Annotated in this window: 22 protein-coding genes and 1 other RNA gene; 6 read left to right on the plus strand and 17 right to left on the minus strand. The window is 35.1% G+C overall.

Annotated elements, in window-relative coordinates; all coding sequences use genetic code 11:
- Positions 1 to 48: 48 nt before the first annotated feature.
- The 4 genes from ACVQ8P_RS00740 to ACVQ8P_RS00755 all read right to left on the minus strand — a co-directional run bounded on the left by ACVQ8P_RS00740 (position 49) and on the right by ACVQ8P_RS00755 (position 4,830).
- On the minus strand, positions 49 to 663 hold the full coding sequence (locus ACVQ8P_RS00740) for a cadmium resistance transporter (protein WP_462296937.1): 615 nt from the start codon (positions 661 to 663) through the stop codon (positions 49 to 51).
- A gap of 26 nt (positions 664 to 689) precedes the next feature.
- The gene (locus tag ACVQ8P_RS00745; protein ID WP_462296938.1) at positions 690 to 2,117 is read right to left on the minus strand and encodes a hypothetical protein; all 1,428 of its coding nucleotides are present in this window, start codon (positions 2,115 to 2,117) and stop codon (positions 690 to 692) included.
- A gap of 2 nt (positions 2,118 to 2,119) precedes the next feature.
- Complete coding sequence (locus ACVQ8P_RS00750) at positions 2,120 to 4,366, minus strand: transglycosylase domain-containing protein (RefSeq protein WP_462296939.1); 2,247 nt, start codon at positions 4,364 to 4,366, stop codon at positions 2,120 to 2,122.
- Between the two features lie 140 nt (positions 4,367 to 4,506).
- A complete protein-coding gene (locus tag ACVQ8P_RS00755; RefSeq protein WP_462296940.1) occupies positions 4,507 to 4,830 on the minus strand; it encodes an ArsR/SmtB family transcription factor in 324 nt (107 codons plus the stop codon).
- A gap of 150 nt (positions 4,831 to 4,980) precedes the next feature.
- Between ACVQ8P_RS00755 and ACVQ8P_RS00760 the strand changes: the two genes are divergently transcribed.
- Both ACVQ8P_RS00760 and ACVQ8P_RS00765 read left to right on the plus strand, forming a co-directional pair.
- Positions 4,981 to 5,715 (plus strand): peptidylprolyl isomerase, encoded by a 735-nt coding sequence (locus tag ACVQ8P_RS00760; RefSeq protein ID WP_462296941.1) that lies wholly within the window; start codon positions 4,981 to 4,983, stop codon positions 5,713 to 5,715.
- Between the two features lie 73 nt (positions 5,716 to 5,788).
- The gene (locus ACVQ8P_RS00765) at positions 5,789 to 6,115 is read left to right on the plus strand and encodes a heavy metal-binding domain-containing protein (protein ID WP_462296942.1); all 327 of its coding nucleotides are present in this window, start codon (positions 5,789 to 5,791) and stop codon (positions 6,113 to 6,115) included.
- Between the two features lie 49 nt (positions 6,116 to 6,164).
- On the opposite strand, the gene ACVQ8P_RS00770 is transcribed toward ACVQ8P_RS00765, so the two are convergent.
- Together ACVQ8P_RS00770 and ACVQ8P_RS00775 are read right to left on the minus strand one after the other, a co-directional pair.
- Entirely contained in the window at positions 6,165 to 6,743 is a 579-nt protein-coding gene (locus ACVQ8P_RS00770; RefSeq protein WP_462296943.1) for a TMEM175 family protein, read from the minus strand.
- Positions 6,744 to 6,994: 251 nt separating this feature from the next.
- Positions 6,995 to 7,624: an NAD(P)-dependent oxidoreductase gene (locus ACVQ8P_RS00775; RefSeq protein WP_462296944.1), complete on the minus strand. Its 630-nt coding sequence runs from the start codon at positions 7,622 to 7,624 to the stop codon at positions 6,995 to 6,997.
- 123 nt (positions 7,625 to 7,747) lie between these two features.
- Between ACVQ8P_RS00775 and ssrA the strand changes: the two genes are divergently transcribed.
- Positions 7,748 to 8,118: a transfer-messenger RNA gene (gene ssrA, locus ACVQ8P_RS00780) on the plus strand.
- A 286-nt stretch (positions 8,119 to 8,404) separates the two neighbouring features.
- On the opposite strand, the gene ACVQ8P_RS00785 is transcribed toward ssrA, so the two are convergent.
- The 4 genes from ACVQ8P_RS00785 to ACVQ8P_RS00800 form a co-directional block, all read right to left on the minus strand.
- Positions 8,405 to 9,211 carry a Cof-type HAD-IIB family hydrolase gene (locus tag ACVQ8P_RS00785; protein ID WP_462296945.1) on the minus strand — a complete coding sequence of 269 codons (807 nt, stop codon included), beginning with the start codon at positions 9,209 to 9,211 and terminating at the stop codon, positions 8,405 to 8,407.
- A gap of 72 nt (positions 9,212 to 9,283) precedes the next feature.
- Complete coding sequence (locus tag ACVQ8P_RS00790) at positions 9,284 to 10,090, minus strand: Cof-type HAD-IIB family hydrolase (RefSeq protein ID WP_462296946.1); 807 nt, start codon at positions 10,088 to 10,090, stop codon at positions 9,284 to 9,286.
- A 33-nt stretch (positions 10,091 to 10,123) separates the two neighbouring features.
- On the minus strand, positions 10,124 to 10,402 hold the full coding sequence (locus tag ACVQ8P_RS00795; RefSeq protein ID WP_462296947.1) for a hypothetical protein: 279 nt from the start codon (positions 10,400 to 10,402) through the stop codon (positions 10,124 to 10,126).
- 124 nt (positions 10,403 to 10,526) lie between these two features.
- The gene (locus tag ACVQ8P_RS00800; RefSeq protein WP_462296948.1) at positions 10,527 to 11,909 is read right to left on the minus strand and encodes a L,D-transpeptidase family protein; all 1,383 of its coding nucleotides are present in this window, start codon (positions 11,907 to 11,909) and stop codon (positions 10,527 to 10,529) included.
- Between the two features lie 441 nt (positions 11,910 to 12,350).
- On the opposite strand from ACVQ8P_RS00800, the gene trpX reads away from it, so the two are divergent.
- Genes trpX through ACVQ8P_RS00815 form a run of 3 tightly spaced genes read left to right on the plus strand, consistent with a single transcriptional unit; the run spans position 12,351 to position 15,006 of the window.
- Complete coding sequence (gene trpX / locus ACVQ8P_RS00805) at positions 12,351 to 13,349, plus strand: tryptophan ABC transporter substrate-binding protein (protein WP_462296949.1); 999 nt, start codon at positions 12,351 to 12,353, stop codon at positions 13,347 to 13,349.
- A complete protein-coding gene (locus ACVQ8P_RS00810) occupies positions 13,346 to 14,239 on the plus strand; it encodes an ABC transporter permease (RefSeq protein ID WP_462296950.1) in 894 nt (297 codons plus the stop codon). Before trpX ends, ACVQ8P_RS00810 begins: the two co-directional genes overlap by 4 nt.
- Positions 14,236 to 15,006 carry an ABC transporter ATP-binding protein gene (locus ACVQ8P_RS00815; protein WP_462296951.1) on the plus strand — a complete coding sequence of 257 codons (771 nt, stop codon included), beginning with the start codon at positions 14,236 to 14,238 and terminating at the stop codon, positions 15,004 to 15,006. The genes ACVQ8P_RS00810 and ACVQ8P_RS00815 overlap by 4 nt, the downstream gene beginning before the upstream one ends.
- Positions 15,007 to 15,047: 41 nt before the next feature.
- Here ACVQ8P_RS00815 and ACVQ8P_RS00820 read toward each other — a convergent pair whose 3' ends face one another.
- The 7 genes from ACVQ8P_RS00820 to ACVQ8P_RS00850 all read right to left on the minus strand — a co-directional run bounded on the left by ACVQ8P_RS00820 (position 15,048) and on the right by ACVQ8P_RS00850 (position 21,687).
- The gene (locus ACVQ8P_RS00820) at positions 15,048 to 16,214 is read right to left on the minus strand and encodes an MDR family MFS transporter (protein WP_462296952.1); all 1,167 of its coding nucleotides are present in this window, start codon (positions 16,212 to 16,214) and stop codon (positions 15,048 to 15,050) included.
- Positions 16,215 to 16,241: 27 nt separating this feature from the next.
- The gene (locus ACVQ8P_RS00825; RefSeq protein ID WP_462296964.1) at positions 16,242 to 17,516 is read right to left on the minus strand and encodes a cation:dicarboxylate symporter family transporter; all 1,275 of its coding nucleotides are present in this window, start codon (positions 17,514 to 17,516) and stop codon (positions 16,242 to 16,244) included.
- Positions 17,517 to 17,656: 140 nt separating this feature from the next.
- The gene (locus tag ACVQ8P_RS00830) at positions 17,657 to 18,139 is read right to left on the minus strand and encodes a universal stress protein (RefSeq protein WP_462296953.1); all 483 of its coding nucleotides are present in this window, start codon (positions 18,137 to 18,139) and stop codon (positions 17,657 to 17,659) included.
- Positions 18,140 to 18,179: 40 nt separating this feature from the next.
- Positions 18,180 to 18,353, minus strand: coding sequence for a hypothetical protein (locus ACVQ8P_RS00835; protein ID WP_462296954.1), 174 nt, complete (start codon positions 18,351 to 18,353; stop codon positions 18,180 to 18,182).
- A 60-nt stretch (positions 18,354 to 18,413) separates the two neighbouring features.
- Positions 18,414 to 19,565, minus strand: a complete 1,152-nt coding sequence (locus ACVQ8P_RS00840) for an aminotransferase class I/II-fold pyridoxal phosphate-dependent enzyme (RefSeq protein WP_462296955.1) — start codon at positions 19,563 to 19,565, stop codon at positions 18,414 to 18,416.
- Positions 19,566 to 19,654: 89 nt separating this feature from the next.
- Positions 19,655 to 21,334, minus strand: coding sequence for an oleate hydratase (locus ACVQ8P_RS00845; RefSeq protein ID WP_462296956.1), 1,680 nt, complete (start codon positions 21,332 to 21,334; stop codon positions 19,655 to 19,657).
- Complete coding sequence (locus ACVQ8P_RS00850; RefSeq protein ID WP_462296957.1) at positions 21,331 to 21,687, minus strand: ArsR/SmtB family transcription factor; 357 nt, start codon at positions 21,685 to 21,687, stop codon at positions 21,331 to 21,333. The genes ACVQ8P_RS00845 and ACVQ8P_RS00850 overlap by 4 nt, the downstream gene beginning before the upstream one ends.
- Positions 21,688 to 21,708: the final 21 nt, after the last annotated feature.

Consider the following 21,708-nt stretch of genomic DNA (forward strand, 5'->3'; position numbering starts at 1 on the left):
GTTTATCTAAGAAATGTTAATATTTTTAGTCTTTTTTCATAATTTAGTTTAAAGAAATGAAATTAATTTAGCAAAAGTCCCATTTTCATATACAATAGATAAACCTAGGAGGATATATACCGCCGCTGTAATCCAACGACCATATTTATCAAAGGCTTTAGCAATCAAGGGGATTTTCCCAAAGAAATAACCCATGATACAAAATAAAGTCATCATAAAGAAAAATGTAATTAAAACAACAATCAACTGATTAGTTGTTAATGTGACAAAAAATGGTACATAAATACCAATATTGTCAGCACCACATGTAATAACAGTTATTGTCGCGACATCGATAATAATTCTTGTCTTTCCATTCACATGTAGTTGGCGATCAACCGATCCTTCGCCATCATCCTCATCTGTAACGAGCACCATAATCCCCATTATAATTGGAATAAAGCCCAACAAACCTAGTATCCATGGTTCTGGTATCAATCCAAGCACAAGACTAACAGTTAATGCCGTGCATACTAAAATTGTGGTTCCTAAAATATCACCTAAATAAACATACGTAAACGCTTTTGATTTTTTAAGTCGTCCAAATACAATCATCAAGATAACTAAATAATCAATACTCGTGGAAATATATGCTGTGACGCCAGAAAGAATTATTTTCGTCATTTTTTTTGCCCCTAATCTATCACTATTTATTCGATAATTGTACGATCCGCTTTTTTATTTTGTTCAGTATCAGCACTTGGACTAACTGCTGCTGAACTACTTTCACTACTTGCTGATGCACTCGATTCTGAACTTGCCGATGACTCTGATGATTCACTAGAAGCACTTGATTCATCAGCTGAGCTGGATTCGGCTTTTTGAACTGGTTTACTCAAAGTTCCTGTATTTGAACCCGAATGCACTGTATTGGCAGCCGTTCCGTTAGACCTCATCTGTTGGATGATGACCTTTAATTCATCCGTTCGTTTAAGCAAATTACCTTTAGCTGGTTCTGATAATACAGCTCTTGTTTGAGCCCATTTCTGAACAAATACAATGTCTATATCATTTTTATCAGCCCATTTTTGTGCGTCGGACTGAGATGTAAACTCAGGAATTTTTATGTAATCTTCCGCTTGCTTTTCTTCAGCTTTTTGTTTTATTAATGTATTAGTCAACGTTTTATTAAGTGCAATCAAATCTTTGTCCGCTTGTTTTTTATTTGAAAGATCTTTTTTATAGTTATCAAATACGCGGTATTGTTCCGTTTGCTTTGCCAAATTTTTGGCAATCGCTTTTTCAATTTGGTTCAAAAAAGCCAAATTATTCCACGAATAGTGCAATTGGCTTACGGCAGACGTATACGTATCTAATTGCTGATCTGTACTTTTTTTCAAAATTTCTACGCTACCTGATACAGAATCATAAGTTGCCGTCTTCATCACAATCGTCATTATGCCATTGATTGCCACTGCATCTTTTGCCAAATTTGTTTGAAGTCCATAAATGCGTTTAGCAAACCCGTCTTTATTGGAAGAATTAATCAATAATTGATTAATATACTCAAATTGTGCATGATTCAATTTTTGAATCGTTTTAGGTGTCACGCTCACTTTAAGTGTTTGATTATCATGCTTTACAAATAGATCTTGATATAACAAATTAACTTTCACTTTTTTTGCTAAATTATCATACTTTGTTTGATACTCAGCACGTGAATCAACAGAAATATTCGATAATACTTTAGCTAATTTTGTTATTTCTTTTGTGGATGCCTTAGCTGTCAAATCATCTGTACGACTATCATAGCTCTCCGCATAAATCTCATTAAATTTTTGTTTAGCCGCTTTTGACTTAGGATTGGCATCATAGAGTGAATCTGGTGTCTGTTTAGCCATCGTCAATTTTGAACGACCATTTTTAGACCAATCAAGACTAATTTGATAACGGTTCACAACCGTATACACACTCCAAATACTCAAGACAATGGTTACAAATAATAACCCCCGGAATGCCCATTTCCAAAATTGACGTAATGGGCTATTTTCAGAACGATTCTGTTTAAAAGTTGCTTTGTCTTTCCCCTTAACAAATTTTCTACCTTTTTTCCCATGACTTTTTGATCTCGGTTCCATTTTTACTCACCCTCTAACGTCTCTTTGGCTGACTTAATTCTATCATTCGCTTTATCCAATTTTTTCTGAGTCGTTGCTAACCTTTTATTGGTTTCTTTTTCCCATGAGCCAATTTTATACGATCTCGGTTTTTTCTGATATGAAGGATCTTCTAATTTAACGGTTAAAGCATCCTTATCCCTTTTTTTAGATAAGTAAGTTTTATATGTTTTAGCTTTTTTTAACTTAATGGTTGCTGGCTCTTTAACACCCAACGCCAACGCTTTATCATTTGGTTCATATTGAGCTGTCAGACCCATTCCTGATAATCGTGTCACCGTTGACGGCTGTGCCCATTCACTATTGTCAGCATCTGTTTCTTTTGAAAAATGTACCATAAGATCACGATACAAATTCACATTTGTCATTGCAGAAGCAGCATCCGTAATATAATGTTTTTTTAGCATTGGCTTATCATAGCCTAACCACATAGAAATTGAAGTTGACTTCGTAAAACCGTTCATCCAAACATCCATATTTGCATTCGCTGGGAACCTTGCCGAAGCCGAGTAGCCAACTGTTCCTGTCTTCATTGCTTGATGTACCCCCTCTATTCTCGCGGATGGTGCTGTTCCGCCAGTATTTGGTACACCTTCCATCATTGAAGTCAGCATAAAGGCTGTTGATGCTTTCATTGCCCGTTTTCCCGTTACCGCATAAGTCTTAACACTATTATCTGAGAATTTTAAACTAGTCACGTAACGGGCAGCATGATAGGTTCCGCCATTTGAAACAGCACCATAGGCAGTTGCCATTTGTTCAGTAGAAACATCTAAGCCAATTGCTTGTGATCCGGCTGGCGCATTAGTCTGAGCCATACCTATTTGTGACAAGAATTGTCCGGCTTTCGCACTCCCAACAGCATTTAACGTTCTAATCGCTGGTGTATTAGCTGAAAGGCGTAACGCATTTTGCATTGTTATTGAATTGTAACTCACATTATCAAAATTTTTAGCAACCAAACCAGTTCCTGGATAGCGGTATTCAGTTCCGTCTAATGCATGTGTTGTTGCCCAACCAAAATACTCGATAGCAGGCCCATAATCCAACAACGGCTTAATTCCTGAACCAGACGAACGCTGTGTAGATGTTGCGCGATTGTAACTAAACGCCCTTTTTTGATGGCGACCTCCATATTGAGCAACAATATTCCCCGTTTTAGGATTTGTAATCGTAATCGCCGATTGCTCAGTTGAATCTTGATAATATTTTTTGTTATCAGCTGCTTTTTTAACATAGGCATTTTTACTTGGATCAAGTGCCGTTGCAATCTGTAGCGGCGTTTTGGTTAAATCATAACCCTTGGCGCTTACTTGGTCTAACGCTGATGCGACATAAGCATTGTTTTTGAGAATCGTTTTTGTAACAGAAGTTTCCATCCAATGACGTTTTTTCAAATCTTTCGTCACTGGTTCTGCAATTGCCGTTTTATATTGGTCTTTTGTAATGACTTTCTTTTCAAGACCCGTTTTTAGAACTGTATCACGACGATTTTGAACTGCTTTAGGATTGGAATATAAATTATAGATGGATGGTGCTTGTCCTAGCCCAGCTATAATTGCCTGCTGACTAATACTCAATTGTTTCAATGTTTTACCAAAATAAGTTTCTGAAATCGTTTGTGCCCCATAAGAACCTTCACCCAAGCTCATTTTATTAACATAAAACTCTAATATTTGTTTCTTACTATAATTGTGATACAACTGTTGCGCTAAAAAGAATTCTTTAATTTTTCGGTCAACAGTTCGATCTTTATTGCTTGTTGAAAAAACAGTTAGTTTGATTAGTTGTTGCTCGATACTCGATCCCCCTCGAACAGTCCCCTGCCCTGTAGCTGATTTAACAGTCGAAAGAGCCGCATTTAATAAGCCAGATGGCGAAAATCCGGCATTTTTATAAAAAGTTTGATCCTCAGTTGATAATAAGAGATTACTATACGTTTTTGGAATATCTTTTGACTTAACATAGACCCGCTTGTTTAAAGCTGAAGACCAAATTAAATTGCCATCCTTATCGTACATATTTGAACTTGCATCTGACGTCAGCTCTTGACTTGTAACTGTTGGCACAGACTTAATAACCGTTGCAACATAAATACTAACCACGGCTGTTCCTAATAAAAATAAAATAACAACAGTCATCATACTTCCGAATAACCAAGGATGACGATGACGCCATTTTATTTTTTCCGTCATTTTTCGTTTTTTCATTAGGCCATCTCCGGTTCTATGGCATCATTTATATCGTTCATTATGATATGTTCCAGTTGTTCTATGTATAACCCCAATTTTCCCCATTCAACTCTGTTAGTGCTGAACATAAATATACCCCCATAATAGTTACTCAATGATTATTTTTTTTGATGTCGCAAAACATGACTAACGTGCTTCAATGTTTGCGTTAAAATGTTAATAATATGTGGATCTTCAAGTCTATAATAACTAGACTTACCAGATTTTCGCACCGCAACTAACTGATGCTGCTTAAATAATTGTAATTGATGTGAGACAATTGATTGTTCAATATCTAACTTATCTTTAATTTCAGACACAGTTAATTCTTCTTGTTCAAGCAAGTACATTATTTGCATTCTAGTTGGATTACTGAGTAATTTAAATATTTTTTGGGCTTCAGCTGCATCTTCTTCTGAAATAAGTATCAAGTCATCTTTCAATCGTAAGCCCCCTTTAACGTATGTTAAATATAACATTTATAAGTAACATATTCAATCAGTTATATCCCCGTTCAAGTTAAGACTTGAATAACTTCTAGCTCCTACGTTAAACTAGGGTAATCAAATACATAAAGAAAGTTTGGGGTCACCATGAAAAGCAAAAAAACAATTGGTTTAATCGCATTAATTATCATCATTATTCTTGGAGGAATTGGCTTTTTCTTCTATCATCAAAATACAAAAACGTCTAGTGATTCAGATGAAGCTGCCTCATCAAGTTCTGCATCAAACGTCGCATTACCACAACTCAGTTCAAAAGTTACAAAAAAAGAAGCTGTTGTTGAGCTTCAAACAACTAAGGGAAATATTAAGATTAAATTATTCCCTGAATATGCCCCAAAAGCTGTTAAAAACTTCGTTACGCATAGTAAAAAAGGTTACTATAACAATACCCTTTTCCATCGTGTCATCAATGAATTTATGATTCAAGGTGGCGATCCTAAAGGGGATGGAACAGGTGGCGAAAGTATTTATGGTCATACTTTTGGCCCTGAAATTTCAAGTAGTCTCTACCATATCCGTGGTGCCTTAGCTATGGCGCAAACATCAGAACCTAACTCAATTGGTAGCCAATTCTATATCGTTCAAAATAATGAAGATGTCAGCACAAGTGATGACATTCAAGATGGCACACCTTCAAAGATTATTGACGCCTACAAAAATGGTGGTACACCTTCATTAGATGGTACATACACCGTCTTTGGTCAAGTGATCAAAGGGATGGATGTGGTTGATAAAATTGCAGCTGTTAAAGTTAATGCAAGTGATAAACCGGATACCGATGTAAAAGTTAAAACAATCAAAGTCCTTCAAGAAGCAAAATAACCAATTCAAATTATTGGTCTATCATGAATTGACTATGGTATTCTAAAGACATCATTAAAGGGAGGTTTTATCTATGGCAGACAAAATATTAGTGGTTACAACAGAACTTATTCCAGGTAAAGAATATGAAATAATTGGAGAAGTTTTTGGCCTGACAACACAGTCTAAAAATGTTCTTAAAAATATTGGTGCTAATCTTAAAAACATTGTCGGTGGGGAAATTAAAGCCTACACCGAAATGATGACTGAATCACGAGATACAGCCATTGATCGATTACGCGTAAATGCAGTAAACATGGGCGCAGATGCAGTCGTTATGATGCGTTTTGATTCTGGTTCTATTGGTCAAGATATGCAATCAGTTGCTGCATATGGTACCGCCGTTCGTTATATTAACTAATAACGAAAAAAACAGTTTCAACAAAATTATTTTTTGTTGAAACTGTTTTTTATTTATCTTGATAAAAATTCTCAATTAACCGATTAGGTCGAAGCCAAATTAATGGAACCATAAAACAAAAAAATAACACTAACTCTGGCCTGATAAATGCAGAGAGCAATCCACCAATAGAAAAAGATAGTGATATCCAGTTTTTCTTATCTCCTTTGATTGCTTTTGCTAAATTTGATTCAGGTCCGTTTGCTCTAATTAATTCATACGTTAAGACAATATACATTATATTAAATAATAAAAAAATAAATCCATATAAAAACGCTGGCGCAAATTTATCATAATGTTCGCCAACCCAACTTGTCGCAAATGGCATGAAGGACATAACAAACATAAAACTTGTATTAGCGAGCAGTACACGCCCATTAATTTTATCTGCAATCTGGAACATGTGGTGATGGTTATTCCAAGTCACTCCAATTAAAAAAAAGCTTAAAATATAAGCTAAAAAAGTACTTTGTAACGGTATCAAATCTGAAAATTTAGAACCTTCAGGTGCTTTTAATTCTAAAACCATGATTGTCATAATAATAGCCACCACGGCATCTGTGAACGCTTCTACCCTATTTTTAGACATAAAATCTCCCTCACCATCTCTTTATAAATTGAGTATCGCAATATTTAGTTGTTAAATCAAATGAAGACACTTGTATTGTTTAAATCATCAAAATAAGCTTAATAATATTTTATCCACATATGTAATCATTTTTCCAAAACAATCCGAATTTGACCGATACTAAGTTATCATAAGAAAAGCTTAAATAACAGTTACCAAAGAAACTTACTAATTAAAAAAGCCACTTTTTTAAAGTGGCAGATTATTAAACTTTATTGAGAAACAACACTGATTCGTTCTTGATGATGTGAATTTGATTCAATCTCATCAACTAATGCGACAGCATAATCTGCATAACTTATTTCGCTTTTACCTTGTGAATTTGAAGTTAAAATGTCACCAGCTAGTTGATAATGACTTGTTTTTTTGCCATTAGCATTAAAAAATGCAGCTGGTGAAAGATAGACCCAATCAAAATTTGTAACGTTACGAAGCTCAGTTAGAGCAATACGCATATTTTCGGCCGTTGGTTTAGCAGCTTCAGGAAAATCAGGTGTGTCACCAAGTAGCGTTGTTTTTTTTGCATCAATATAGAGACTACTTGCACCACCCACAACAATAAGTTTGACATTCGTATTGGCTAAAATAGTTGTTAAATGTTTCAATGACGTTTGGTGAAGATTTTCTTGACCAATTGGGGCATTAAAAGCATCTACAATAATATCAAAATCTGTTAAATCAGTTGTTGTTAATTTAAAAAGATCTTTTTCTAAAAAAGGAACATCTTCCGATAATTTATGTTTATTTCTAATAATAGCAGTAACATCTAAATTGCGAGAAAGTGCTTCTTTTAAGGTCGCCTGACCTTGTTTACCTGTGGCACCAATAATACCAATTTTCATTTTATAACTCCCCTTCTAATTATTAATTCCACAATAGTTGATTGTTATTTTTTTGTCAAAGAATAAGTCAGTAGCTTTCGTCTTTATTTTAACTGATAAATATGGTATGTTTATAGTTGTTATGGGGACGTTCAGGATTCGACAGGTATAGGTTGAGCTTGGATTGCGTTTCGAAGTTTGCGTCTTCGTTAAAACGCTCAGTTAAATTATAACTGCAAAAAATAATAGTAATACTTACGCTTTAGCTGCTTAATAGCGCTTTAACGTAGATCCTCCTAGTATCGTCCATGTGCTAGATCTGGGTCCTAAATTAAGTGGACTTACGCTAACTTCTTCCACCTGGAGAAGTTAGAAGAGACTAATCAGGTTAGTCAGACGTGTTAGCCCTGTTATACGGCGCTACGGCTGGTGAAATTTAAATAGTATAACTATGAACGTAGATGTTTGAGTGGCAATATGCTTGGACGCGGGTTCGACTCCCGCCGTCTCCATTAAATAAAAAAAGTGCTTATAACTTGCTGAAAAGCTTGTTATAAGCACTTTTTTATTTTTTTAAACTTACTATTGACTCTTCATATCACCAACAACAGTTACTACAGAGCCACTATTTGTTCATTAATCTTGGAAAGCTTGTGCGATAAACATAATGGTAAAGCTTATTATCCACAAACTGTTCCCCCAGTATCATACAAGTATGACACCTTCATTATATTAAAGTTCAAAAATATTAACAACAATTATTGTTAAAAATATTTATATAAGTTAGTTTAAACTATTTATTTAGTACTTACCTGCCAGAACATCATCAATTAAATCCAAGACACTATCATCTTCATTTGACCCTATTCGATGGTCTGCCATTTTAACTGCCATCTCTGATGCCTTAGCCATTGCAAAACTTAGCGGTGTGTAAGCTAACATTTCAGCATCATTATCGTTATCACCGACAGTCAAGACTTCCTCATCTTTAACATCCCACAATTCCTGCAGAGCATTCAGCCCATTTTGTTTCGTAGCTTCCTTAACATTAATATCAATGAAGCCAAATCCCGAAACTTTCGCAACTAATGAATTATCAACATTTTCTTTCAACTCCACTGCAAATTTCTTATATTCATCGAGCGGTCCATTAATGGTGACTTTAGAAATAATCTTATCAACCTTACTCAAATCTGGTACTTTAACAATATCTGGGTAGTACATGCTAGCCATTTTGACAAATTTTTCAGACTCACCTTCATCGATATAACCACTCTCATCCGTTGAAGCTAAAATACCATAACTTGGTGAAACTTTTTGAACGTAGGCAATCGTTTCTTCATACACCTTTGGATCAATATTGAATGATCTGATATGGTCATCACCATCATAAATAACTGCTCCATTGTCTGAAACATACCCAATTTCGCCAGAAATAGCCTTAAAAATAGCTTTAATTTTCATAATTTGATTGCCACTTGCGACAACAAAATGAATCCCTTTATTTTTCATTTCAACCATCTGTTGATTAAATCTAACTTCATCAAATGTTTTATCATTTCTTAAAAAGGTCCCGTCTAAATCAACCGCGATTATCTTAACTGTCAAAATAAATTCCTCCACTTATACTTTAATACCTTTATTATACCGTATAAGTAAACGGATACAAAGGGGGCTACTTTAAATTTTATGATCCAAAATAGCATCAATACTGTCAAGAACACTATCATCTTGATTCAATCCGATAATATGTTTAGCTGTTTTTTTAGCAAGCGGCGACCCACTTGCCATTGAAAAACTATTTGGCGTAAATGCCAACATTTCTTGATCATTATCATTATCTCCAAATGTCGCGACTTCCTCATCAGAGATGTGCCAGCGATTTTGTAGTAAATTAATGCCATTTTTCTTTGTTGCATCTACTAAATTAATATCAATATACCCAAACCCAGACGCTTTCGCCTGTAGTTTATGGTTTAATTCAGCGTTTAATTGCATAGATATCTTTGCATACATTGACATTGGAAAATGTCCCGTTAACATAGAAACTTCATGGTTAAGTGATACTAAATTATCAACCCCAGTCACTTTTGGGTAATAATCTAGTAAATCTTGAATAAACTCAGCAGACTCCCGCTTATCATAAAACCCGCCTTGATTATTCACCGCTAGTAACCCTGTTTCAGTAAACGTTTCTTTTAAATACTGAATTGTCTCCTGATAGATAGTATTTTCAAAAAGATACTCTTTCAACACTTCTTTTTTATCCTGAACAACTGCACCATTTTCAGCAACATAACCAATCTTATCTTCAAATGCTTTAAAGTATCCCGCAATTGCTAAAGTTGGATTACCACTTGCAACAACAAAATGAATATCTTGTTGTTGCATACGTTCAAACTGACGTGCAAATCTTGCTTCATCATATGATTTATCATCTCTTAAAAAAGTCCCATCTAAATCTACAGCAATTAATTTAATCGTCATCCCTGTCACCTCTAATAGTATTATACAGGATTTCTAAACATAACTGTATTCTTCAACCGGCGTATCGAACCAATCGTAACGCATTATGACTCGCATCACACGGTTCACGGGAATCCATAATCCTGTTCTAACAATATCTCTCATTGTTGCCAAAAATATTTTATCATTTTTTGTACTAATTGGCTGTTTTATTTTTATAATTTCTGAATCTTCCGTTTTTACAGTAATCACATTATTGTTTAACGCAATGACTTGTGCTGAAACGATGTTATCTCTTTTTGCTGCGGCATTTTGACTGTTATTATTTTCCATTTTGTTAAACTTCCTTTCTATGTATAAATTCATACTACCTTATTTTTATGACTTATCTATGAAGTAATTACTAACAAATCATAAAAAAAGCTTAACCAGTTTAATAACTAGTTAAGCTTTTCGATTAATAAACAACAACGGGTTCATTTTGTGACACATTTGCGAACAACGTTAACATATCTGATGGTTTTGTATTCACGCAACCACCTGATCCATCTGCAAGATAAGCTGTTTTAGACCAATTTGTTCGCCAACTAGCATCATGGAAGCCAATACCACTATTTGTGAATTGCGCCCAATTATTAACTTTGACTGAATAATTTGATTTTCCAACTTCGCTCCCTTTAAGGATTGATGGTGTCTCTTTGTACATAATATACCAAACACCCTTAGTTGTATCTTCGCCAGTATTATGTTTACCGGTTACAACATCAGTCGTTAAGACAACTTTACCATTTTTATGAATCCAAACTCTTTGTTGTGCAATAGAAACTTCTGCGTACGTATCACCAATACCACCATTTGTCGTTGTTTCATACCCAGTACCATACGTATTGTACCCAACACCATATTTATCATTTGTTGCATCAATAGCTGCGGTCCCATCTTCTAATGCTGTTAAAATATGTTTAACTGAATCATTCGTTCCAAGTGCCCAACCATATGATTGCCCACTAACCGAAACAGTCCCACCCGTAGCCGTTTTAAAACTATACTGCTTATTTAAGGTCGCTTGTTTTTTGTTAATTTCAGCTACTTTTGCAGAAATACCACTTGTATCAACAACAAAGTTACCGTCTTTAACGGTAACTTTCGTAAGAATATCCGAACCCTTCAACGTGTACTTCGTTGATTGAACCGTATAAACAGTCTGACTAGCAGCGAGTGTATCCAATTTTTTAGTATCAGCCTTAACTGTTGCACTATCAGCTGATAGTGGTTGAAGTTCAGTTTCTTTCAACTTCGTAACACTACTATAACCTGTCTTATCATATGCAGCTAAAATGGCCTTCACGTCATATTGATTCCCTTTTTTTGCAGGAATTACTGATACTTTACCATCCTGTAATACCGGATTAGCATCAACTGCAGCTGTTCTGGTCTTATTTAACTCAGTTAACTTCGTTTTTAACTGACTCTTCAATTGTGCTCTAATTGTTGTATCCAACTTTTGTGGAACAATTGCATAATTTTTCTTAGCGCTTGATGGTAAGATCGTCCGTTGTTTCTTCAATAATGTTTTAATTGCTGCTGTATCTTTATCAGTAAATCCAGTAGCCGTATCTTTTGCATCAATAATTTTCGTTTTACCAACGTAAATGTCATTTTTAGACGTTTCAGTTTTTAATTTACCAATAACTTTATCCACACTTAATCCACTGACATCAGTCCCATTAATTGTAATCCCTTTATTAAAATGTGTACTCTGATTAAAACTTGCGCCACCCAGAATCCCCAAAACTAAAATACTTCCAATACTAATACCAATCTTTAGAGACTTTCTCATAACCTTCCACCTCATATATAAATTCATAATTACCTTTATAATAAAATTATCATACCGCACTGTAACTATTGAATCAATTTTATTGCTTCTTAATTGTACTCTTTATCTCTTTTAAAATCTTCCAATTAATATTTGACAATAATCTCAGATTTATCTATACTACACATATTAAACAACTCAGAAAGGAAATCAAGCCTATGACTTATTCACAAACAAACCTTAATAATCGTTGGCAAAGCCGGTCATTCAGATTGTAATCTGTTCCTACAGATATAGTCTGTCTATTCAGATTGTATCTGTATACCGGTTTGATTTCTATTAATCATAACCCTCTGTATGGATATCAGTACATTCATGCGGAGGGTTGTCTACTTTAAGGCAGTCCTCGAATCTGAGAACTGTCTTTCTTTTTTTATCAAAAAATAAAGGAGTCCTATAAAAATGAAACGATTAATTGGAACAATTATTGCGCTATTCTTATTTTTAATTTTTGCCTTTTTTTCAACACGTCAACCAACACTATCACCTTCTAAAAAAGTACCCACTGTTGGTATTCTTCAGTTAACAACTCATCCAGCCTTAGATGCCATTCATAATGGTATTATCGCTGGATTAAAAGAAAAAGGTTACACACCTGGAAAAACGGTTCACATTGATTTCCAAAATGCTGAAGCAGATCAAAGTAATTTAAAATCTATGAGCGACAAATTTAACAATGAGAATGTCGATCTCATGATTGGTATTGCCACACCTTCCGCACAATCTTTAGCAAACGTAACCAAGAAAACACCAATTATTTTGGGTGCTGTTACTGATCCTAAAGGTGCCGGACTAATTAGCAATAATAATCAGCCTGGTAACAACATCACGGGTGTTTCCGATCAAGCACCCATCAAGGCACAGTTGGCTTTAATGAAACAATTGATGCCCCATATGAAAACCGTTGGTGTACTCTATACATCCAGTGACGATTCAGCCACAAAACAATATCAACAATTTAAAACGGCTGCCCTTAGCTCAGGCTTAAAAGTTAAGTCTGCAACTATCACCTCTACAAATGATGTAGATCAAGTCTCACAAACATTGGTTTCATCAGTCGATGCCGTTTACGTACCAACTGATAATACCGTTGCATCAAGTATGCAGACATTGGTTAAAAATGCAACACAAGCTAAAATTCCTGTCTTCCCAGCTGTCGATACCATGGTTAAAAATGGAGGTCTCGCAACAATTAGTATTAATCAATATGATTTAGGTGTCGCCACTGGGAAAATGGCAGCAGCTGTTCTTTCAGGCAAAAGTACGCCTGCAACAACACCCATTAATTTTGTAAAAAAAGGGGATCTCGTCATTAATTTAAAAACTGCAAAAGCTTTGAATATCGCAATTCCACAAAAATTAATCGATCAAGCCAAAAGCAAAGGAGAATTAATCAAATGACAATTATTGTATCTGCTATCGGACAAGGTCTTCTCTGGGGCATTTTGGGGCTTGGCCTTTTCCTCTCATTTAGAATTTTAGATTTTCCTGATATGACTGTTGAAGGTACTTTTCCAATGGGTGCCAGCGTAACCGTTATCTGTTTGGTTCATGGTATCAATCCACTTCTCGCAACCTTATTTGCCTTTTTAGCAGGAACGTTGGCTGGTCTTGCAACAGGCTTACTTTACACAAAAGGTAAAATTCCAATTTTATTAGCCGGAATTCTCGTCATGACAAGTTTATACTCAATTAATCTAAGAATTCTAACTAAAGCCAACGTTAGTTTAATTGGCAAAGATACTATCTTTTCAGCACACTTCTTAGCTAATCTTCCTGCAGCATTTGATTCAGTCGTCCTAGGTCTCATTTTAGTCGCGATCAGCATTAGTCTTCTAGCCTTCTTTTTAAACACCGAATTAGGTCAAGCATTCATTGCAACTGGTGACAATGAAAAAATGGCTCGCTCGCTTGGCATTCAAACTGATCGCATGAAAATTCTAGGATTAATGGTTTCTAACGGCTTCATCGGACTTGCCGGTGGATTAATTGCACAAAATAATGGTTACGCTGATATTAGCATGGGCATTGGAACCATCGTGATTGGGCTTGCGGCTATTATTATTGGTGAAGTCGTTTTCGGAAATTTATCCCTGACAGCCCGCTTAATTGCCGTTGTCATTGGTAGTATTTTCTATCGATTTGTCATTTTAATTGTCTTAACATTAGGCTTCAATGCCAACGATTTAAAATTGATTTCAGCTATTATCTTAGCACTCTGCTTAATGTTACCTACGCTTAGAAAAGCACTACGCTTAACCACACTATTTGAAGGAGGTCACTCAAAATGACTGAAGCTATTTTTACACTTTCAAACGTTATTACGACTGTTAATACCGGGACTTCTGAGGAACAACAAATTTTAAAAAATTTAAATTTAACCATTAATAAAGGAGACTTTATCACAGTTATTGGCACAAATGGGGCTGGTAAATCAACCCTCTTTAATACGATTGCGGGAAACATTAAACCAACAAGTGGCCACATTTTATTACGTCATAAAAATATTACAAGCGAAAATGATATTAAACGAACAAATTACATCAGTCGTGTTTTTCAAGATCCTAAAATGGGAACAGCGCCTAGAATGACCGTTGCTGAAAACCTTTTGTTAGCCCTAAACAGAGGGCGCCGACGTCGTTTTAAACCGCGACATTTAAATCAAAAAATAGCACAATTTCAAGAATTAACTGAAAAAATGCCAAATGGTTTATCAAAACATTTAAATACACCTGCCGGAAACCTATCTGGTGGTCAACGTCAGACATTGAGTTTCTTAATGGCAACTTTAGTACAACCTGACTTACTCTTATTAGACGAACATACAGCTGCACTCGATCCTAAAACTAGTCAGGAACTGTTAAAATTAACCGCCGAGATTGTTGAACAAGAACACTTATCTTGTCTGATGATTACACATCATCTAGAAGATGCCTTAGCATATGGCAACCGAACTATCATTTTAAATGACGGTCAAATTCAATCTGATTTATCTGGTGAAGCACGTTCGCATTTATCTACAACAGATTTATTGGCCTACTTTAACGACTTAGAATAGCAAAATGCCACAACTTTTTAATAGAAGTTGTGGCATTTTTATTATGATTGGATATTTGCTTTTTTAGTTGCAATCACAACGACTGCTAAAGCAAGTAAAATTAATAATGTCGAACCAACGAATAGTCCGTTATATGATAAGCGTTCAATCACGATACCCCCAACTAATGGACCTAAAGCTTTACCAATAGATGCGGCGATATTAATGGTCCCTTGTGCTTTACCTTCTTGACCCGGCTCGGCTAACTCATTAATCCAAGCTGGAATAGCTGGAAAAGCAACCATTTCACCAAGTGTCAATAGCACCATTGAAAAAACGAAATGAGAAAAATCTTTTGCAAAAATAAGTGTTGTGAACGATAACGCGAATAATCCGATACCCATAACAATTTGTCTGAACAATGATTTAGCAATTGTTCTGGTCACAAGTGATACGAGTGGCTGTCCAAAAACAATTAAGCCCGCATTGATTGTCCACAATAAACTATACTGACTTAATGGAATATTTAATTTATCCATATAAATCGATAAATTACTTTGCCATTGTTCATAACTCAACCAGATGACAAGGAATGTTATCCACATTGCAATGATAATCCACACTTTAGGATTAACATGACTCGTTTTTTCTGATTTAGTTGGCATGACCTTTTTACGTTTAGGATCAACACGATAAGCTAAAATAGCAATAAGCAAGAAAGCTGAATATAAAATCAATGCTGATACGAAAACCATTGTTATACTGACCTCAATCACATATCCGACAAGTAACGTTCCAATCACGATACCTAAATTCAACGCTAAATAAAATAAATTAAAAACATAGCGACTATCTTTTCTTCTAATCGTTGCCGCAAATGAATTTAAAATTGTTGCTACAAGTCCATTACCTAGACCCAAAATAACTAATAAAATTGGGTACGCTGGCCAGCCGTGCATGAAAACCAAACCTAAAACAGCTAACCATGCAATTACAATTCCCAACAACGTTGCATAATAAGGTCGCCATTTATCAAATAAATAGCCACCGGCATAATTACCAATAATTGTTGCCACTGAGTTTATTAATAAAACAATTCCTGAAAAAGTTAAACTTTTCCCTAAATAGTTATGCATATAAATGGTTGTTAACGGCCAGACAAAACTTGAACCAGCACTACTAATGACAGAACCGATTAATAACCACGTTAATTTAATTTCTTTCGTCATTTTTTTCCGAAAGCCCCCTTTTTAAGGTCACTTAATGTGTAATTTTTCTAGATACTTTTGATTCTTGTCGCGATCAAATTCATTTTCTGATTGTGCAATAATCACAGCTGCTAATGAATTACCGACAACATTAACCGTTGTACGACCCATATCAATTATTCTATCAACTCCAGCAATAAAAGCCAACCCCGAAGCTGGAACTCCGATAGTTGCAATTGTCGCTAACAAGACAACGAATGATGCTCCTGGCACGCCAGCCATCCCTTTAGACGTAATCATTAACACAACTAATAATGTAACCTGTTGACCAATTGATAGGTGAATATGATAGGCCTGTGCTAAAAATAAAGCCGCGATTGACTGATAAATAGCTGATCCATCTAGATTAAATGTATAACCTGTTGGAATAACAAAAGAGACAATTCCTTTTTTAACACCAAAATCTTCCATTTTTTCCATAATTTTAGGTAATGCAGCTTCAGAACTAGCCGTTGAAAAGGCAAGAATCATTTCGTCCTTAATAACTTTCAATAGCACAATCAAATTAATTTTAAATAATCTAGCAACAAGTCCCATTACCACAATAACAAAAAATGCCATCGTTAGATAGGTCACAAGGATAAAAAAGCCTAATGGTTTTAATGCTGAAACACCAAGTTGCGCAATTGTAACACCAATTAGCGCAAAAACACCAATAGGTGCTAACTTCATTACCCAATTGGTTACTTTAAACATGACTTCAGATACAGCAGAGAAAAAATCAATAATTGGCTTTCCTTTTTCGCCTAGTGTTGCTGTTCCAAGTCCAAATAAAACTGAGAAGAAAATAATGGGCAACATATCACCATCAACAAGTGCTTTAAAAATATTGGTTGGTACGATATTCATTAAAATAGAACTCAGTCCAGTTGAGGTCGCTTTTTCAGTTGAAACATATTGACTAATATCAACTTTACTTAAAGCTGTAATATCAATAAATTGTCCTGGTTTAACTAAATTACCAACAATTAATCCTAACGCAATCGCAATTGTTGTCATAATTTCAAAGTAAATTAAGGTTTTACCACCGATTCTACCTAATTTGTGAATATCTCCCATATTGGCAATTCCGACGATTAAACACGAAACAACAATTGGTAATACAATCATTTTGATCATATTAATAAAGATGGTTCCAAGCGGTTGAAGCGAATTAATAATGAGCTTATTTTGATACCCAACAGCACCAATAATAATTCCCAATACTAATCCGATTAATATTTGCCATCCAAGACTAACTCGGTACGTTTTATAGGCTTTCACTTTAACCATCCTCACTGTATTTTAATTTAACACAGTTAATCTTATCATGAATCCGAACAATAATGTTGATTTTAATAAAAAAAAGAGTGAAAAACTTAAAAATAAGTTTTTCACTCTTTTAGCATTCTCATTTAAAGGGCTTATCTAATAACACTAACAGAACATTGCGCATTTTGAGCCATATAACTCGCTTGAGACCCAATAAATATTTTTTTTGAATTACTTGGCACATTTGTTTTTGAGCCACAAATAAGAATATCCGGTTTGAAATCTGGAATAATATTCTCAACAATCTCAGGCCCTGGTCTACCCGCAGAAACAATCGCATGCACATTTTCGACACCAAAATCACGTGCTTTATCTACGTATCGTTCAATACTTTCTTCCAATAACTGCTTTTTCTTCTTAATAACATCTGGTGACATAGAATCAAAAATATTCATATCATTTGTTTCCAAAATAGAAACAATTCCTAAAGGCACTTGTTGCAATTTGGTTAATGCTACCGCATAATTAAAAGCCAAAATGGATGATTCTGAATCATCTTCATCTATAGCCACTAAAACGCGTTCGAAAGTTACCGGTGTTATGTCAAAGTCCAATTTTTCTAATCGATTATTCATAGCGTCACTCCTCACTTACTAGATTGTCATTTTTGCCAGCCTACTTACGCCAATTACTAGGACTCCAAAGTTGTCCTTCCATTGCGCCATGCAAGCTTTCAATTTCAACTGCTTGGTCTTTTAGTAATATAATAGTTGCTTCAATCAATAATTTATTTTCTGTTGTTTCAATTTTTTTTAACTCAGTAATTGTCCAATCAAGATTTCCATCCATTTAAAATCACTCCTTTATCTACTACTACAAACGTACCATAAATTGCGCATTATTTGGCATTTAATGCTCAATATTCGTTAATGCAACGACTACCTTCGATAATTGCTCATCACTTGCAGCAAAACTTATTCTAAAATAACCTTCACCATATTCCGTAAAAGCACTGCCAGGAATAACTGCAACCTTTTCTTGCAAAGCAAGTTGCTGACAAAATGCAATAGAACTTACTTTCAATTTTTCGGGTATTTGGACAAATAAATAAAATGTCCCATCTGGTTCTATTAAATGATACCCGATTTTTTTTAAGCTTGTAACCAATCTATCACGGCGTATCCGATAAACCTCTCTCATTGGGGTACTATCTTGCTTGCCATTTTTAACCGCTTCAAGTGCAGCAACTTGTGACAACGTTGCCGCTGTTGTTACGTGATACTGATGCACCTTTTTCATTGCGGTAATTAATCGGGTTTCTGCCAACACAAACCCAATCCGCCACCCCGTCATGGCATGCGATTTAGATAATCCCATAATTAAAATTGTCCCTTCCGGATACAGACTGGCCATCGAAATATGCGGCTGATCATACGTTAACTCACAATAAATTTCATCGCTCATTACCCAGATATCGTGCAATTTTAAAACATTTTTAATTGCGACTAATTCATCTTGTTGATAAGAAACGCCAGTCGGGTTCGTTGGATAGTTAAAAATAAAGCCAACAATTTCTTTATCCGCATTTTTATTTAGCGTTTCTTCAATTAAATCTGCAGTGACCTTAAAATCAGTCGCACGAGTGTCCATAAAAACAGGTTTAACACCTTGTAATTCCATTAATGGCAGATAGGCTGGATAACATGGAACAGGCATTAAAACGTAATTTCCAGGCGCAGTAACTGTTTTTAGTGCCGTTGCAATGGCCTCAGTAGCACCAACCGTCACTAAAACATTCTCCGCACTGTACGCTAAGGCATATTTTTCATTATAATAATCTGCTGTTGCCTGTCGTAAATCCGGATTTCCCGCTGATGCTTCGTAATGTGTTTGTCCATTATCTAGTGCCTTTTGAACGCTGTCCATAATGTGTTGCGGCGTAATAAAATTAGGTTCTCCCAACGTCAGTTTACTAATCCCCTCTATTTTTGAGACCCATTCATCAAATCGACGAATACCTGATAATTGTATTTGATTAACTGCTTCATTAATTTTAATCATGCCGATCACCTTCTCCGAGTTAGAATAAGCTTTAATTATACACCAAAAAAATAACGATTTATAAAATTAATTATAAATCGTTATTTAGCTTATCTAAACATCGTTTTCGTTGCTTTAGCCAAAACTTTTGGCATTTTTTCATAATGATGTAATGGGGTCAATTGTGTGTCAGAAATGCCTAAGAATTTATACACAGCAACTTGTGCACAACGGAATGAATATTGTTCCGTGAAGACCATATCAAATGGCATCTCCGCAAATTGACTAATAAACGCTAAGTTCTTTGAATGTTTTGGTACAACATCCGGACGATCACCAATGGCACGACGGTTAAATAGCGCACTTGCATATGGCATATAAACTGGAATAACATTCACTACACTAGCCATAATTTCATCTGTATGACGACTAATATTATCAACTGCAGTATCTGTTTGAGCGAGATGCCCTAATAATTCTTCCAACATCTCACGGCCTGTCATTTCGATAAATGGTTTTTGAACAAAATCACCTTTACGACGAGGGTATAAGCAATAGCCCCAGAAGACAGTCTCATTTTCTTTTTGAGCGTGGAAATGGGGTTGATGATGAACAACGATTGATAATAAATTATTACTATCAACCCAAGTATTCAATGCATTACCTGGCTCTTGTTGTGTAATACGTGCAATTTCGTTAACTGCTAAATGATTATCCGTTGTGACCGTAAAACTCATCCACTCACTTTGTTGACGATCATTAAAGAATTTATCTGGCTTACCCAAATTATAAAAATGGTCAGTCGCTTGTTTCCAAAGTTTAGCACTAGGTGCATATTCCATATTTTCAACAATTGGTGTATCGATATCACCCATCGATGAACTATCCGTAATTGATCCATTTGTATCAAAGACTAAGTCGCCATCATTAACAGTGATTTCACCAACTTGATTATCATTATCGACTTCTTCATAGACAAGTCCATTAACGACAATATCATCACGTAATGGTGTATCTTTAAATTTAAATTCAGTAATTTTACGATTATCCACAAAAGTAACACCACGATCTGTTAGATAACGACGCATTGGTAAAATAATACTTTCATATTGGTTGTATGGCGTTCTTGTGACACCTTCCAACGTGTTAATTCGGCTAAATTCAAGAATCATACGGTTCATATAACGGCGTAATTCCATTGCTGAACTTTCTTTTTTGAAAGCAAAAGTTGTTTGCCACATATACCAGAAATTAGTTGTAAACATATGAGGGCTATTTTCAAACCATTTTTCAATACTAATATCATTGATTTCTGCTTCTTTTGATTCTGGCATCATCATTAATTTTGTAAGTAAGACACGATCTCGTGTATTAAATTGCATATGACGGTAATCATTCTTACCACCTTTATTTCGGATGCCATCCATTTTATCAATTAAACGTGCAATATCATGTGTTGGATGGGCATGATCAAAATCTAGTATTTCATCAGTAACCGTTTTTTCAGGATGATCTAATGAAGGAACTTCTCGAAGAACATCCCATAGATTTTCATATGTTTCTTCATTCAACATACGGCCACCTTTTGCAAGAAAGCCTTTTTGATTGCCCAAACTTTGATTGCCATATTCAGTGACATAGTCTTTGACCGCAGCACCATCATTAGCACCATGTTTTTCTAAACCAAACATCGTAATCTGGTCACCATGCCAGCCACCATCACGAATTAAATAAATACCTGCTGCTAAATTACCAATACCGGTACCAATCATATACGCTTTTTGAGTCATAAGTCTGATTCCTCCTTTAATTTTTCTCCTTCACGAATCATTTTAATTAAATGCTCTAATCGATTTAATGTCTTGTCAGGTGTTAAAAAATAAAATCGTTTTAATCCAACTTGCTTAAAATCAATTAATTCAACATTTTTCAAAACTTTTAAATGATGCGAAACTGCTGGTTGCGACAAAGCCATGCGATCAACTAGCTCAGTCACCGTTAACTCATGTTGATATTTTGACCCCAATAAAATGATTAATCGCTGACGTTTCTCATCCGCCAGGGCATTCAAAATATCCAAATTTGAAATAAATTCTTTTAATGCTTCCGACTGCCCTGGTTCTAACTTTTCAGATGCCATCATTAACCATCTCCTTATATCTAT

It is taken from the genome of Dellaglioa sp. BT-FLS60 (assembly GCF_054941065.1).